Source organism: Burkholderia sp. ABCPW 11 (assembly GCF_001523445.1).
Taxonomy (GTDB): Bacteria; Pseudomonadota; Gammaproteobacteria; order Burkholderiales; family Burkholderiaceae; genus Burkholderia.
On sequence record NZ_LOVM01000001.1, the window covers coordinates 92333 to 107409 of the forward strand.

At 66.8% G+C, this 15077-nt stretch carries 14 protein-coding genes; 8 read left to right on the forward strand and 6 right to left on the reverse strand.

All coding sequences use genetic code 11. The features are described from left to right. Positions 1-29: 29 nt before the first annotated feature. The gene (locus tag WS61_RS00465) at positions 30-455 is read right to left on the reverse strand and encodes an organic hydroperoxide resistance protein (protein ID WP_034208878.1); all 426 of its coding nucleotides are present in this window, start codon (positions 453-455) and stop codon (positions 30-32) included. Positions 456-680: 225 nt separating this feature from the next. Further along, positions 681-1247, reverse strand: a complete 567-nt coding sequence (locus WS61_RS00470) for a TetR/AcrR family transcriptional regulator (RefSeq protein WP_059498758.1) — start codon at positions 1245-1247, stop codon at positions 681-683. 290 nt (positions 1248-1537) lie between these two features. Between WS61_RS00470 and WS61_RS00475 the strand changes: the two genes are divergently transcribed. The 4 genes from WS61_RS00475 to WS61_RS00485 all read left to right on the forward strand — a co-directional run bounded on the left by WS61_RS00475 (position 1538) and on the right by WS61_RS00485 (position 5289). Further along, positions 1538-3391, forward strand: a complete 1854-nt coding sequence (locus WS61_RS00475; RefSeq protein WP_059498817.1) for an ABC transporter ATP-binding protein — start codon at positions 1538-1540, stop codon at positions 3389-3391. 19 nt (positions 3392-3410) lie between these two features. Further along, positions 3411-3635 (forward strand): DUF4262 domain-containing protein, encoded by a 225-nt coding sequence (locus WS61_RS35370; RefSeq protein WP_218921188.1) that lies wholly within the window; start codon positions 3411-3413, stop codon positions 3633-3635. After that, a complete protein-coding gene (locus tag WS61_RS35375; RefSeq protein WP_218921189.1) occupies positions 3613-3924 on the forward strand; it encodes a DUF4262 domain-containing protein in 312 nt (103 codons plus the stop codon). Before WS61_RS35370 ends, WS61_RS35375 begins: the two co-directional genes overlap by 23 nt. Positions 3925-4116: 192 nt before the next feature. Then, positions 4117-5289 (forward strand): porin, encoded by a 1173-nt coding sequence (locus tag WS61_RS00485; RefSeq protein ID WP_059498759.1) that lies wholly within the window; start codon positions 4117-4119, stop codon positions 5287-5289. 89 nt (positions 5290-5378) lie between these two features. On the opposite strand, the gene WS61_RS00490 is transcribed toward WS61_RS00485, so the two are convergent. From WS61_RS00490 to WS61_RS00500, 3 genes are all read right to left on the reverse strand, one after another. Continuing rightward, a complete protein-coding gene (locus WS61_RS00490) occupies positions 5379-5846 on the reverse strand; it encodes a hypothetical protein (protein ID WP_059498760.1) in 468 nt (155 codons plus the stop codon). A gap of 57 nt (positions 5847-5903) precedes the next feature. After that, positions 5904-6572, reverse strand: coding sequence for a hypothetical protein (locus WS61_RS00495; protein ID WP_059498761.1), 669 nt, complete (start codon positions 6570-6572; stop codon positions 5904-5906). 187 nt (positions 6573-6759) lie between these two features. After that, positions 6760-7737: a LysR substrate-binding domain-containing protein gene (locus tag WS61_RS00500; protein ID WP_059498762.1), complete on the reverse strand. Its 978-nt coding sequence runs from the start codon at positions 7735-7737 to the stop codon at positions 6760-6762. A gap of 57 nt (positions 7738-7794) precedes the next feature. Here WS61_RS00500 and WS61_RS00505 point away from each other — a divergent pair, with 57 nt between their 5' ends. The 3 genes from WS61_RS00505 to WS61_RS00515 all read left to right on the forward strand — a co-directional run bounded on the left by WS61_RS00505 (position 7795) and on the right by WS61_RS00515 (position 10883). After that, entirely contained in the window at positions 7795-8694 is a 900-nt protein-coding gene (locus WS61_RS00505; RefSeq protein WP_059498763.1) for a DMT family transporter, read from the forward strand. 644 nt (positions 8695-9338) lie between these two features. Then, positions 9339-10493 (forward strand): branched-chain amino acid ABC transporter substrate-binding protein, encoded by a 1155-nt coding sequence (locus WS61_RS00510; protein ID WP_059498764.1) that lies wholly within the window; start codon positions 9339-9341, stop codon positions 10491-10493. Positions 10494-10580: 87 nt separating this feature from the next. Next, on the forward strand, positions 10581-10883 hold the full coding sequence (locus WS61_RS00515) for a hypothetical protein (protein ID WP_059498765.1): 303 nt from the start codon (positions 10581-10583) through the stop codon (positions 10881-10883). Positions 10884-10978: 95 nt separating this feature from the next. Here WS61_RS00515 and WS61_RS00520 read toward each other — a convergent pair whose 3' ends face one another. After that, entirely contained in the window at positions 10979-14026 is a 3048-nt protein-coding gene (locus tag WS61_RS00520; RefSeq protein WP_059498766.1) for an FAD-binding and (Fe-S)-binding domain-containing protein, read from the reverse strand. A 153-nt stretch (positions 14027-14179) separates the two neighbouring features. On the opposite strand from WS61_RS00520, the gene WS61_RS00525 reads away from it, so the two are divergent. Further along, positions 14180-15070: a LysR substrate-binding domain-containing protein gene (locus WS61_RS00525; RefSeq protein ID WP_059498767.1), complete on the forward strand. Its 891-nt coding sequence runs from the start codon at positions 14180-14182 to the stop codon at positions 15068-15070. Positions 15071-15077 lie beyond the last annotated feature (7 nt).

Here is a 15077-nt window from a genome sequence, read left to right on the forward strand (position 1 = left end):
TGGCGATGAATGTTTTGCAGTGCGATCGATCAGACGAGCGTGAGCGTGACGTCGATATTGCCGCGCGTCGCGTTCGAGTACGGGCAGACGACGTGCGCGCGGTCGATCAGCGTTTGCGCGATGTCACGATCGAGGCCGGGCAGCGAGATCTTCAGTTCCACTTCGATGCCGAACCCGTTCGGGATCGCGCCGATACCGACGCTGCCTTCGATCGCGGCGTCCGCGGGCATCGCGATCTTGTCGCGCGCCGCGACGAACTTCATCGCACCGATGAAACACGCGCTGTAGCCGGCGGCGAACAGTTGCTCGGGGTTCGCGCCCGCACCGCCCGCGCCGCCGAGCTCGCGCGGCGTGGTCAGCTTCAGGTCGAGACCGCTTTCGGGCACCGTCGCACGGCCGTCGCGGCCGCCGGTGGCTTTTGCATGAGCGCGGTACAGCACTTTTTCGATCGACATGACAGACTCCTTTTCAGCAAATGAATGAAACAGCCTTCGAACCGGGGACCGCGTGCCGGCGGCTTCTCCGCCGGCATCGCATCAATTTATCTACTCATAGATAGACAAATTTCCCCAAAAAAATGCAGATGGTCGATCCATCTGCGCGAGCCATCTATCTACTACATGATAGATAGCGAGATTCATTAAAAGGGCGGCGAACCGCCCCACTGCTTGCGCCGCCCGTCAGGGCCGCGTTTTCCAGACGGCCTCGACGTCCTCGAGACGCGCCCGCGTGTGAAACAGCCGGCTGGCCAGCACGCTGCCCTGAAACGCCGCGTACAACGTGCGCGCCGCCGTGTCGGGCTCGCCGCTGAACTGCAGCGTGCCTTCCTTCGCGCCTTGCGCGAGCAATTCCGCCAGCCAGCGTTCGTTGGCCGTGAAGAATGCCTGCACGGCCTGCCGCACGTTCTCCGGCAACGTTTCGATGTCGGCCGCGAGCATCCCGCAGAGGCAGATCAGATTGCCGTCACCGAGCGTGCGACCGAACATCTTCGTGTACAGGCTCAGCTTCACGTCGGCCGGCAAGGCCGCATCGATCGCCCGCACGGCCGCGAGCACTTCGTCGCTGTACGCCGCCACCGCTTCCAGCACGAGATCGTCCTTCGACGGGAAGTAGTAGTGGATGCTCGACGTCTTCACGCCCACCAGGTCGGACAGGTCTCGATAGCTGAAGCCGTTGTAACCGCGCTGCATCATCAGCGTGATCGCGTGGTCGAGAATCTGTTCGCGGACGGTCGGTTTCGTTTCCATGGATCGAACTTTATCTACTCATAGATAGATAGTCAAGCGGTTTTTTAGGGGCGCGATGTCCATTCCTGAGGACCCGATGCGCGAGTACGGCGCCGTTCGTGCGGCCGGCGACGGCTTACAACCCGCCTGCAGCGCGGTCGAATCAATGCGACACTTCGAGCCGGGCCACGCGATCGCGGCGTAACGTCCGTCGGCCGAAAGGAACATATCGGCACACGATGACCGCATCGCATCCGGTCCGGCATCATCGGCCCGCCCGTCGCGTCGGGCCGCATCAGGAGAACAAGTCGATGTATTCGTGGTTTGAACGGCGCCTGCCGACTTTCCCGCTCGAAGATCCCGTCACGCCGCCGAAGGGATTCTTCTCGTTCGTCTGGGCGTGCACGAAAGGCGCGCGCGGCTGGATCCTGCTGATCGCGCTGACGTCGGCCGCGCTGGCCGCGTACGAAGCCGCGCTGTTCGCGATGATGGGGCACGTGGTCGACTGGCTGTCGTCGTCGACACCGACCGAATTCGGCGGCCGTCACTTCGCCACGCTCGCCGGTTTCGCGGCGATCCTCGTCGGCAGCGCGCTGCTGATCGCGCTGCATACGATGGTCAAGCACCAGGTGCTCGCGATCAACTTCCCGATGCGGCTGCGCTGGCTGTTTCACCGGCTGATGCTCGACCAGAGCCTGTCGTTCTACGCGAACGAGTTCGCGGGCCGCGTGACGACCAAGATCATGCAGACCGCGCTCGCGGTGCGCGACGCGCTGTTCATGTCGGTCGACGTCGTGATCGGCGTCACGGCCTACCTGATCGGCATTCTCGTGCTCGCCGCCAGCTTCGACTGGCGGCTGATGATTCCCCTCGCGCTGTGGGCACTCGGCTACGGCGCGGCGTGCGCGTATTTCGTGCCGCGCCTGGGCGCGGTCGGCAGCCGGCAAGCCGACGCGCGCGCGCTGATGACGGGCCGCATCACCGACGCGTATTCGAACATCACGACCGTGAAGCTGTTCTCGCATACGCGGCGCGAAGCCGACCACGCGCGGCGCGCGATGGAAGCGTTCAAGGCGACCGGCGACGCGCAGATGCGGCTCGTCAGCGCGTTCGAGATCGTCAACCACCTGCTGTCGACGCTGCTGCTGGTCGGCTCTGCCGGGCTCGCACTCGCGTTGTGGATGCACGGCGAGGCGAGCGCGGGCGTGGTCGCCGCCGTGATCGCGATGGCGCTGCGCCTGTCGAGCTACTCGCACTGGATCATGTGGGAAATGACCGAGCTGTTCGAGAATGTCGGCACGATCCAGGACGGCATCAACACGTTGACGAAGGTGCGCAGCGTGGTCGACGCGCCCGATGCGAAGCCGCTCGCGGTGCAGCGCGGCGAAATCGTGTTCGACAACGTGCAGTTCGCACACGAGGACAACGATCGCGCGGTATTCGACGGGCTGAACCTGACGATCCGGCCCGGCGAGCGGATCGGATTGATCGGTCGCTCGGGCGCCGGCAAGTCGACGCTCGTGAACCTGCTGCTGCGCTTCTACGACGTCGGCGGCGGCACGATCCGGATCGACGGGCAGGACATCGCACACGTGACGCAAGACAGCCTGCGCGGCGCGATCGGGATGGTCACGCAGGATACGTCGCTGCTGCACCGGACGATGCGCGAAAACCTGCTGTACGGCCGCCCCGACGCAACCGAACGCGAAATGCAGGATGCGGCCGTGCGCGCGGAAGCGGCCGAGTTCATCGGCCGGCTGCGCGACCGCCATGGCCGCAGCGGCTACGACGTCGAAGTCGGCGAGCGCGGCGTGAAGCTGTCGGGCGGCCAGCGGCAGCGCGTCGCGATCGCGCGCGTGATGCTCAAGGACGCGCCGATCCTCGTGCTCGACGAAGCGACCAGCGCGCTCGACTCCGAGGTCGAAGTCGCGATCCAGCGCAGCCTCGACAGTCTGATGCGCGGCAAGACGGTGATCGCGATCGCGCACCGGCTGTCGACGATCGCCGCGATGGACCGGCTGATCGTGCTCGACGAAGGGCGCATCGTCGAGGAAGGCACGCACCAGCAATTGCTGCAGGCGGGCGGCATTTACGCGGCGCTGTGGGCGCACCAGAGCGGCGGGTTCCTCGGCGAAACGGCGGAAGCGGAAGACGTGGTGCAATAGACCGGCCCAAGGAGCTCCCATGACCACGCGACCGGATATCGCGACCGCGCTCGATGCGCCCGATTCGGTGCTCGAGGAAGACGAGCAGCGCTTCGTGCATCAGATTCGCGAGCACGGATGGTTCCGTACGGAAGTATTCGCAGAAGGCGACGCGCCGGGTTTCTCGTTCACGACCGGGCTGTGGGTCAACCACGGTTTCCCCCGAAATCATCGTTTTCTCGTTGCCGCCACGCATCGTCCATGACGTGCTGTGGGACGTCTACCGGAAGGTCGCGGCCGGTACGCCGCCACCGGTCGGCGAAGTCACGGCCGCCGTCTACGGCAACGCGAACGCGCTGCTGATGCCGGTCGAGAAGAAACACTACGAAGCCCATCTCGGCTGGAACCGCTGGTTCTACGGCAACGACGACTTCCCGTGCGTGCAGTTGCTATGGCCGGACCGCAACGGAATTTTTCCGTGGCAGCCAGAGGCGGACGACGCATTGAACGCGGCGCAGCCGCGCCTGTTCGCACCGGGCGACGCGCGCCACTGACCTGGCGCGCCGGATCGCGCGGCACGTGTGCGATGCACACGCTATCCGCGCGCCGCTCGTCGATCCGTTGCGCGCGCATCCATCGCCGCGCCGCCTCATAACGATCCGACAATTTATTGGTTCCCTTGACGCCGTGCCGTCCGTATCGTGCACCGACTCGTCAGACCAATCGACCAACGGGGGAATCCAACCATGAAACAGATCCGGTCATTCGCACTGCTCGCGCTGCCGGCCGCGCTCGTCGCCGCGGGCGCCCACGCACAAAGCAGCGTCACGCTGTACGGCATCGCCGACGCGGGCATCGCGTACGTCCACAACGCGCAGAACGCGAACGGCAGCAACGCGGCGAGCCTCGTGAAGTTCAGCAGCGGCAACCTGTCGGGCAGCCGCTGGGGGCTGCGCGGCGTCGAGGATCTCGGCAGCGGCCTGTCCGCACTGTTCCAGCTCGAGAACGGCTTCAACATCGGCACCGGCGCGCTCGGCCAGGGCCAGCGCGAATTCGGCCGCAAGGCCGTCGTCGGCCTCGCGAGCAGCACGTACGGCACCGTGACGCTCGGCCGCCAGTACGACCCGGTCGTGGATCTCGTGCAGGGCCTCACGCAAGACAACTACTTCGGCGGCGTATTTGCGACGCCGGGCGATCTCGACAACTACGACAACAGCCTGCGCGTCAGCAACTCGGTGAAATACACGAGCCCGCTGATCTCCGGCTTCCAGTTCGCGGCCCTGTACGGCTTCGGCGGCGTCGCGGGCGCGACCGGCAGCGGCCGTACGTACAGCTTCGGCGCGAGCTACGCGAACGGCCCGCTGTCGCTCGGCGCCGGCTACTTCTACGCGAACGGCGGCACGACGGTTGCGGGTGGCGTGCGCACGTGGTCGAGCAGTTCGGACACGCTGTTCAATACCGTGATCAACCAGGGCTTCTCGAGTGCGAAGTCGATCCAGATCGTGCGCGTGGCCGGCCAGTACGTGGCCGGGCCGGCGACCTTCGGCCTCGCGTATTCGAATACGCAGTACGGCGCGGACACGCTATCGGCATTCAGCCAGAACGCGAAGTTCAACAACGGTTCGGCATTCTTCAACTGGCAGTTCACGCCGGCATTGCGCGCGGGCGTCGGCTACAACTACACGTCGCTGACGGGCCCGGCTTCCGCGCACTACAACCAGGTCAACCTCGGCGCGGATTACGCCCTGTCGAAGCGCACCGACCTGTATGCGCTGTTCGGTTATCAGAAGGCGAGCGGCAACACGCTCAACGCGAGCGGGGCGACCGTGAAGGCGGCCGCATCGGTCGGCTCGTACGGCGTGAACGCCGGCACCGATACACAGGAACTCGCGATCGTCGGCATTCGCCACAAGTTCTGATCGTCACGTCGCAGGACGATCGCCGCAGGTCATTCCAGAGATCACAAGACGGACGACGGTGGCAGTGCCCGCGGCGATCGATGCCGGGATCAGCGTGTAGCGTGGCGTCCGGCAACGCAGTAGACAACTGCGGCCGTGATCCCGAATACCAGATGTGCGATCAGCGTGATCGCGCCGCGAACCGGGATGAACCACGGAAAGATCGCCGTGAAGCCGTACAGGTTCACGCCGTACAGCAGGAGCCCGAACGCGCCGCCCGCGAACGCGGCGGCCACGCACGACAGCCCGTGGACCAGCCGTACCAGCGCGCCCGCATAGATGAGCGAAAGCGCCGCGTGCACGAGCGTCGCCACGCCCATGACCAGCGGATCGAAGCCGCCGGACGTATCGAGCACGCTTCGCCCCATCACGATCGCAGCCGTGAGGCGCGCGTCGCGCAACAGATTCCGGACGGCGTCATCGCCGGCGATTGCCCAGAGCAGCAACTCGACGACGGTCGATCCGACCGCTGCGCCGAACGCTGCCCAGAGCATCGGGATCACACTCGCTTGTTTCAATGGTCGTCCTCGTGGCGGCCCCGTCGATGCGTCGAACGAGCCGCCGTGCAGCGCGGTTTACGACGCCCCTTCGCAGTCCGACCAGTACGCAAACGGGTCGCGATGTTTCGGATAGTGCTCGTCGAGCCATTTCAGCAGCGTCGCCCGGGCATTGTCCATGTCGGCCTTCAACGACGACGTCGTCAGCTCATGCACTTCGACGGACTTTTCCCGATCGACCACGAAGCAGTTCCAGTCGGGGCCGTCGAGATCCGGATCGTCGGATGCTTTCGACGACTTCGTCCAGCCGAAACGCTTGCGCGCATCGATGTAGTAGCGCGGATACACCTTCAGATACGACATCTCGCCGCCCTGCAGGCTGCTCTCGGCGCGCAGCACGTCGCGTTCGTCGACGATCTGCGTGACTTCCGGAAGCCGGCGGGAGCGCCATCCGGCAGGCAGCGTCGCCACCGCGCGGACGCTGTCGTAGGTGCCCCACTCGAGGCCCCACGCTTCGGCCATGCGTTTCATGAACGCGTCGGCGCTCGGATAACCGCGCAGCTGGATGCGGGTCGACAGCGTGACTTCCACCCCGCCGCGACCGCCGGATGCATTCGACACCTCGTCGTCCGCTTCGAACGGATTGCCCGGACGCGGCGATGCGCGCTTCGCGTCCGCAGGCGCCAGGCCGGAAAAAAGTTGATCCAGCGCCGCACGCGCTTTCGACGATTTGTCTGGTCTATTCATCGGTTCCCTTTTGTGCAAATTTGAACCCGTACTGCAATGGTTGGTGATTGCCCTGCCGTCGGGCAAAGGCGCGATTCCGCTTCACTGCGGCGATCTCGCCGTTTTCCGCGGCTGCATTGTAACGATTCGGCGTCCGGGGCCGAACGAACGGAACGGGCGGCCGCCTCCGCGAACCGCCGGGTGCGCGCTACCGCAGCGCCTTCACCATCCGTTCCATCAACGCGAGGACCTCCGGCCGATTCTCGCCTTTCGCATGCACGAAGTGATAGCTGAGCGGCGAATCGACCTCGTGACGGCTCACGCGCACGAGCGCGCTGCGCTGCAGATACGCATCCGCAAGCGGCGTTCGCGCAAGCGCCACGCCCAGCCCCGCTTCGGCCGCCGCCAGCACGAGGTTGTAATCCTCGAACCGGCGATCCTGCGCACGCGGCTTGAACGGAACGCCGAGCGCATCGAACCACGTGCGCCAGCCGGTCACGTCGGAATCGTGCAGCAACGGCATGTCGAGCAGCGCGGCGTCGCCCGTTGCGCGGCGCATCCTGGCCAGTTGCGCGGCGAGCCGCGGATGCGCGACCGGATAGAGCCGCTCCGGCATGAACGGGCGGGTGTCGAGACGACGCCAGTTGCCGCGCCCGTACCGGATCGACAGATCCGCTTCGCCGCCCGCGATATCCACGTTGCGCAGTTCGATGCCGAGCTCGATGCGCAACGCGGGCGCTTCATTCTCGAGCGCCTGCTGCCGCTCCAGCAGCCGCAGCTGCGCGAATGCGGGCACCACGCTCATTCGCACCAGCCGCGGCGTGCGCGGCGTGCGCCACTGATCGGCCGCGCCGTCGATGATCGCGAATGCCTGCTCGATGCGGCCGACGAAGCGCTGCCCGTCCGGCGTCAGGCGCACGCCGCGCGCATGCCGTTCGAACAGCGCCATCCCGAGCCAGTTTTCCACGGCGGCCACCCGTCGGCTGATCGCGCCGTGCGTGACGCCGGAGACGTTGGCCGCCGCGAGAAACGAACCCTCGCGCGCCACCGTGCAGACCGTCTCCAGGCTCGCGAGCGGCGGCCGCGGGCCCGGCATCGGCGCGGCGACCGACAGCCCGCCGGCCGCCTGACGCGCACGCGCCGAGCCGTCGGGCCGCCGCGGCCCCGAGCTGTGAGCCATATTCATATCCGGGTGTTGATCTGTGCGCTAGCTTAACATCTCGCCACGCCGCATCATTGCCGCATGAATACCCTTTCGTCACCGACGTCGCGCGGCGCGCGACAACCGCTCGTCGCGGCAGCCACGGTCTCGTTCACGATCGTTTCGTGGGCGTCCGCGTTCCCGTTCATCCGGATCGGCCTGCACGGCCTCGCGCCGCTGCAGCTCGCGGCCGCGCGCTTCGCGACCGCCGCGTTGCTCGTGATCGCGTGGCTCGCATGGCGACGGCCGCCGCTGCCGGCGAAAGGCGATGCGTGGCGCTTTCTCGCGTGCGGCCTGCTCGGCATCGCCCTCTACAACGCGCTGCTCAATACCGGCGAACGGACCGTGTCGGCCGGCGCGGCGAGTTTCATCGTGAACACGCTGCCGATCTTCACCGCATTGCTGGCCGCCGTGTTTCTGCGCGAGCGCTTCAATCGCTGGGGCTGGCTCGGTTCGCTCGTCAGCCTCGCCGGCATCGCGGTGATCGCGCAAGGGCAACCCGGCGGCCTCGTCCTCGGCTCGGGGAGCACGCTGATCCTCGGCGCGGCGCTGTGTTCGGCCAGCTATTTCGTGTTACAGCGGCGGTTGATTCCCGTGTACGGCGCGCTGCCGTGCACCGCTTACACGCTGCTGGCCGGCGCGATCCTGCTCGTGCCCTGGCTGCCCGGCGCGCTCGTGTCGCTCGGCGGCGGGTCGCGCGACACGGCGCTGGCCGTCGTCGTACTCGGCGTCTTTCCCGCCGCGCTCGGTTACGCGACCTGGGCCTTCGCGCTCGGCTACTTCGGCGCGGCGCGCGCGGCCAACTTTCTCTACTTGACGCCGGCGGTCGCGACGCTGCTGTCGGTGGTGCTGACCGGCGAGCGGCCGGGCATCGCGACGGCGTGCGGCGGCCTGCTGGCGATTGCAGGCGTGATCGTCGTCGCATTGCGCGGACGGTCGTAAGGTTGCGCGTGCGGCGAATTGCGGGCGGCCGACGCGACGGTCCGGATTTGCCGCGACGCCGGCCCCAAAACGCCCCGGTTTCTGCCGATCCCGATGGACGGTTCGGTCGGTGTGATCGGCACCCACTCGCCGGCGCGGCCGAACTTGACCGTTAGTTGCATAACGACGGCGATCGCACTCGATCGAGCACGACCATGAAACCGGATACGCCATTCGCCATTGACCAAACTGTGCAGACAAATCGACCGAACAGTTCCCGATTGACCGTGCGCCAGTGTCCATGGCTTCGCCGTGGCGACCGGCCGAATAATGGATGCGGCCGTAAGGCCGACGACAGCGAACCGCAATCCGGGGGCCGCTGCGGCGCATGGTTTCCGGTATCCGGAAGCCTCGACATCCGCGCGTCGGCGCATGCCGCAACGGTCCGCCATGCGGTGCGCCGCAGCACGCAGAAGCGGGTTCCGATATATTCATACGAATTGCATGGCGTGCGGCACCCGCCCGCTCGCCCGGGCGGCAGTTCACCCCGGCCGGACACCATGCAAGCGACGCCCGTGACGGGTATGGAAAATCGTCCGATCGCCCCGGCCCGCGGCCGGCCGGTCGAGACGTCAATAGAAAGACATTCAATTCGGAGATGGCAGATGGAACGAAGCACTGTCGGCATGCGCTGCAAACCCCTGATCACCGTTGCACTGGCTGCCGCCGCGTTCGCGGCCGCGTCGAGCGCGATGGCCGACCAGGTCGTGAAGATCGGCAGCGTCGAACCGACGACGGGCGGCATCTCGCACCTCGGCAAGGACAACGAGAACGGCGCGCGCCTCGCGGTCGAAGAAATCAACGCGAAAGGCCTGACGATCGGCGGCAAGAAGATCACGCTGCAACTCGACGCGCAGGATGACGCGGCCGACCCGCGCCAGGCGACGCAGGTTGCGCAGAAGCTCGTCGACGACAAGGTCGTCGCCGTCATCGGCCACCTGAATTCGGGCACGTCGATCCCGGCATCGAAAATCTACAGCGATGCGGGCATCGTGCAGATCTCGCCGTCGGCCACGAACCCGACCTACACGCAGCAGGGTTTCAAGACGACCTACCGCGTCGTCGCGACCGATGCGCAGCAGGGCCCGGCGCTCGCGAGCTATGCGCAGTCGAAGGGCGTGAAGAGCGTCGCGGTGATCGACGATTCGACCGCATACGGCCAGGGCCTTGCGAACGAGTTCGAGAAGAAGGCGAAGGCGCTCGGCCTGAAGGTGCTGTCGCACGACGCGACCAACGACAAGGCGGTCGACTTCCGCGCGATCCTGACGAAGGTCAAGGGCGAAAACCCCGACGCGATCATGTACGGCGGCATGGACGCCACCGGCGGCCCGCTCGCCAAGCAGGCGAAGCAGCTCGGCCTGCGCGCGAAGATCCTGTCCGGCGACGGCGTGTGCACCGACTCGCTGGCCGAACTGGCCGGCCCGGCGGCCGACAACGTGCTGTGCTCGCAGGCAGGCGCTGCGCTCGAGAAGATGCCGGGCGGCGCGAGCTTCCTCGCGAAGTACCAGAAGCGCTTCAACCAGGGCATCAAGTTCGACGCGCCGTTCGCGTATGACGCGGTCTATATCGCGGTCGACGCGATGAAGCGTGCGAACTCGACCGACCCGGCGAAGATCCTCGCGGCGATGCCGGCGACGAAGTACGACGGCGTGATCGGCACGACGACGTTCGACTCGAAGGGCGACCTGACGCACGGGGTCATCTCGATCTACGGGTACAAGAGCGGCAAGAAGACCTTCCTCGACCAGGTGAAGATGTAACCCGACGCGGCGCCGGCACGACGGGAACGCCACCCGTCGGCGCCGGCGCCGCGCGGGACGAATTCTGATTCACGGAGACGAAGCATCATGTGTGCAATGGCGTATGCGGAATTCCAGCAGGAGTTGAAGAAGGCGCAGTTGACGGCGCGCGAGTTCGCCCGCCTGATCCGGATGAACGAAAGCTCCATCACGAACTATTCGAGCAAGGGCACCGTCCCTTCCCACCTCGCGGTCATCGCGAAACTGATCGGTACGCTGGCCGCGCACGAGATCGACTTCCGGCGCGTGATCCGGCAAATGCGGATCGAGCCGAAACGGCCGCGCGGCGTCGGCGTGCTTCCCGCAGCGGACAAATCGCGGTCGCGGAAAGCTGCGAAAGCCGACGCCTGACCAGCGCCGGCGAAGGTCGACAGCGGCACGGGGATTGCCGCTCGACGCTCGATCGTCGCCGCCTCAAGGGCCGCTCGGCCCGCACCGCCCCGTCGTCACCCCACCGCCCGCACATGATCCAGCAGCGCCTGCAACGGATGGCGCACCTGTTTCGACGACAGGCGTTTCACCTGGCTGCGGCACGAATACCCGGTCGCCAGCGCTTCACCCTCCTCGTCCGGTGCATCGACGTGCGCGGCCCACGACTGCGCATAGATCGTCTTCGACGTCGCGAGATTGCGCGCCTCGTGCCCGTACGTGCCCGACATCCCGCAACACCCGGCCGCCTGAACCTGCAGGCGCAACCCGCGACGCGCGAACACCTGCGCCCATTGCTTGCCGCTGTCCGGCGCATTGGTTTTCTCGGTGCAATGCGGCAACAACCGATATGAAACCGTCGCCCCACCCGCACCGGCTTGCGGCAGCGCATCCAGCAGCCACTCCTGCGGCAGCGCGACCTTCGGCACGTCGGCGAGCCCCGTCACTTTCAGGTATTCCTGCCGATACGTGAGCGTCATCGCCGGATCGAGGCCGACCAGCGCGACGCCCGAGCGCGCCAGCGCGGCCAGTTGCGTCGCGTTTCGGATCGCCGCCTTCGCGAAGGCTTGCAGAAAGCCCTGCACGTGCAGCGCCTTGCCGTTCGGCGCGAGCGGCGCGAGCCACACCTGATAGCCCAGGCGCGCCGCCAGCTCGATTAGCGTCGCCAGTTGCTCGGTATCGAAATAGCGCGTGAACGTATCCTGCACGACGACGACGCTGCGCGCGCGCTGCGCATCGCTCAGCGCTGCGAGCGCATGCGGGTCGGCCGGCTTCACGCGCCACGCGCGGATCACGGCCGCGAGATCGAAGCGGCTCAGCAGCGGGCTGTCGACCATGCCGACCTGACGCTCGAGCAGCGCCCGCATCCAGCCGGATCCCATCAGCCCGTTGTACAGCGCGGGCACGCGCGCCATCCACGGCATCGTGAATTCGAGCGAGCCGATCAGGTAGTCGCGCAGCGGCCGCAGGTAGCGCTGGTGATACAGCTCGAGAAAGCGCGAGCGGAACTCGGGCACGTTGACCTTGACCGGACACTGTCCCGCGCACGACTTGCATGCGAGGCATCCGGCCATCGCGTCGTACACCTCGTGCGAGAAATCCGTGTCGCCACGACGGGCGTTGCGGCTGTTGCGCCAGCGCTCGACCAGGCCGCGCAGGACCGGTTGCCGCGTGCGCGCCGCCGCGACGACGTCGACGCCGGCCTGCCCTTGCAGGCGCAACCATTCGCGCATCAGCGACGCACGCCCTTTCGGCGACTGCACGCGTTCGCGCGTCGCCTTCCACGACGGGCACATCGCGTCGTCCGGATCGAAGTTGTAGCACGCGCCGTTGCCGTTGCAATGCATCGCGGTGCCGTAGCTCTGCCACACGCGCTCGTCGATCTGCCGGTCGTGATCGCCGCGCGTCGGCACCTCGTCGATCTTCAGCAATCGCAGCGTGCGATCCGGCGGCGTCGCGATCTTGCCCGGGTTGAACTGGTTGTGCGGATCGAATGCGGCCTTCAACTGCTGCAGCGACGGATACAGCTCGCCGAAAAACGCCGGCGCATATTCGGAGCGCACGCCCTTGCCGTGCTCGCCCCACAGCAAGCCGCCGTGACGCTGCGTAAGTTCGGCCACCGCGTCCGACACGGGCCGCACCAGCGCCGCCTGCTTCGGATCCTTCATGTCGAGCGCCGGGCGCACGTGCAGCACGCCCGCATCGACGTGGCCGAACATCCCGTACTGCAGCCCGTGGCCGTCGAGCAGCGCGCGGAATTCGGCGATGTACGCGGCGAGGTTCTCGGGCGGCACCGCGGTGTCCTCGACGAACGGTTGCGGGCGCGCCTCGCCCTGCACGTTGCCGAGCAGGCCGACCGCGCGCTTGCGCATCGCATACACGCGCTTCACCGCATCGTCGCCGGCCGCCAGCGTATGGCCGAGACGCTCCACGCTCGTATCGGTGCGCAGATGCTCGACGAACGCGCGCACGCGCGCATCGACGTCGTGTTCGTCGTCGCCGCTGAATTCGATCAGGTTGATGCCGAGCGTCGGGCGCGCGTCGTCCTGCGGAAAATACTCGGCCACGCTGCTCCACACGAAGTCCTTCATCGCGAGCATCAGCACCTTCGAGTCGACCGTCTCGATCGACAGCGGCCGGTGTTCGAGCAGCGCGCGCGCGTCGCGCAGCGCGTCCATGAAGCCCGCGTAACGCACGTTGACCAGCACCGAGAACTTCGGGATCGGCAGCACGTTGAGCTTCGCCTCGACGACGAAGCCGAGTGACCCTTCCGCGCCGCACAGTACGCTGTTCAGGTTGAAACGGCCGTCCGGTTCGCGCAGGTGCGCGAGGTCGTAGCCGGTCAGGCAGCGGTTGAGCTTCGGAAACTTCGCGTCGATCAGCGCCGCCTTGTCGTCGCGGATGCGCCGCGCGGTGCGATACACGTTGCCGACGCGGTCCTGCCGCGCACAGCGGCGTTCCAGCTCCGCATCGTCGAGCGCGCCGCTGTGCAGCCGTTCGCCGCCCATCAGCACGAAATCGAGCTCGAGCACGTGATCGCGCGTCTTGCCGTACGTGCAGCTACCCTGCCCGCTGGCGTCGGTGTTGATCATCCCGCCGACGGTCGCACGGTTCGACGTGGACAGCTCCGGCGCGAAGAACAGCCCGTGCGGCTTCAGCGCCGCATTGAGCTGATCCTTGACGACGCCCGCCTCCACGCGCACCCAGCGCTGCGCGACGTCGATTTCGAGGATCCGGTTCATGTTCCGCGACAAGTCGACGACGATGCCGTCGGTCAGCGACTGCCCGTTGGTGCCGGTGCCGCCGCCGCGCGCGGCCACCGCGACGTCGCGGTGCGCGGGCTCGGCCAGCAGCCGGGCCAGCAGCTGGACGTCGTCCGTATGCGCGGGGCAGATCACCGCCTGCGGCAGGCGCTGGTAGATCGAGTTGTCGGTGGCCTGCACGGTGCGGTTCGCGTGATCCGTACGGATTTCGCCGGCGAAGCCGGCCGCCTGCAGCGCGGCGAGAAAATCGCGGTAAACGTTCGTGGACGGGCTGGCGGGGCGAGGCAACGGGACGATCGACATGGGGCACAAACGCAATGTGGGTGGAGCAGGCCGGTTCGTGCGCACCGAAACATGATTTTTTGGCAAGTTTCCGTGCAACCGGGAATTCCAGTATCTTTCGATACTTCGTTATAAACAAACGAATTCTCCCTCGGCGAAGCTTGCATAAAACTCATGAATTACCGCCGCCTCACCCCCTCGATGTCGCTGCTGCTCGTGTTCGAGGCCGCCGCGCGGCATGAAAGCTATACGCGCGCGGCCGAGGAGCTGTCGCTGAGCCAGAGCGCGATCAGCCGGCAGGTCCAGACGCTCGAGGATCAGCTCGGCGTGCCGCTGTTCCGGCGCGAGGGCCGCTCGGTCAAGCTGACCGACGTCGGCCGCCGCTACTTCGGCGAGCTGACCGGCGCGCTCGGGCGCATCCGCGGCGCGACGTTGCAGGCGATGTCGCATCGGGCGGGCGCCGGCTCGCTCCGGCTGGCCACCTTGCCGACCTTCGGATCGAAATGGCTGCTGCCGCACCTGCACGGCTTCTATGCCGCGCACCCGGGCGTGACCGTGCACCTTCATTCGCGAATCGGCGCGATCGATTTCCTCAACGACGACCTCGACGCGGCGATCACCGTCGGCGCCGGCGACTGGCCGGGCCTGCATGCGCACCGGCTGTACAACGAGTTCCTGATCGCGATCGCGCCGCCCGCCACGGGCAGCGGCCGCAAGGCCGACGCGCGCACGCCGGCCTGGGCCGCGAAGCAGACGCTGCTGGGCGTGACGAGCAATCAGCAGGCCTGGGCCGAGTGGTTCTCGCACTATCGGCTCGATCATCGCAAGATGCGCATCGGCCCGAGTTTCGAGCTGACGTCGCATCTGATCCAGGCCGTGCATGCCGGAATGGGGATCGGGCTGGTGCCGAAGGTGCTCGTGGAGGACGAATTGGGCCGCGGCGAGCTCGACTCGATCGGCGACGCGATTACCAGCCAGCGCAGCTATTACCTCGTCTACCCGCCGGGCAACGAAACGCTGCCGTCGCTCGTCGCCTTCCGCGAATGGCTGCTGACGTCGTGCTGACGCGCCG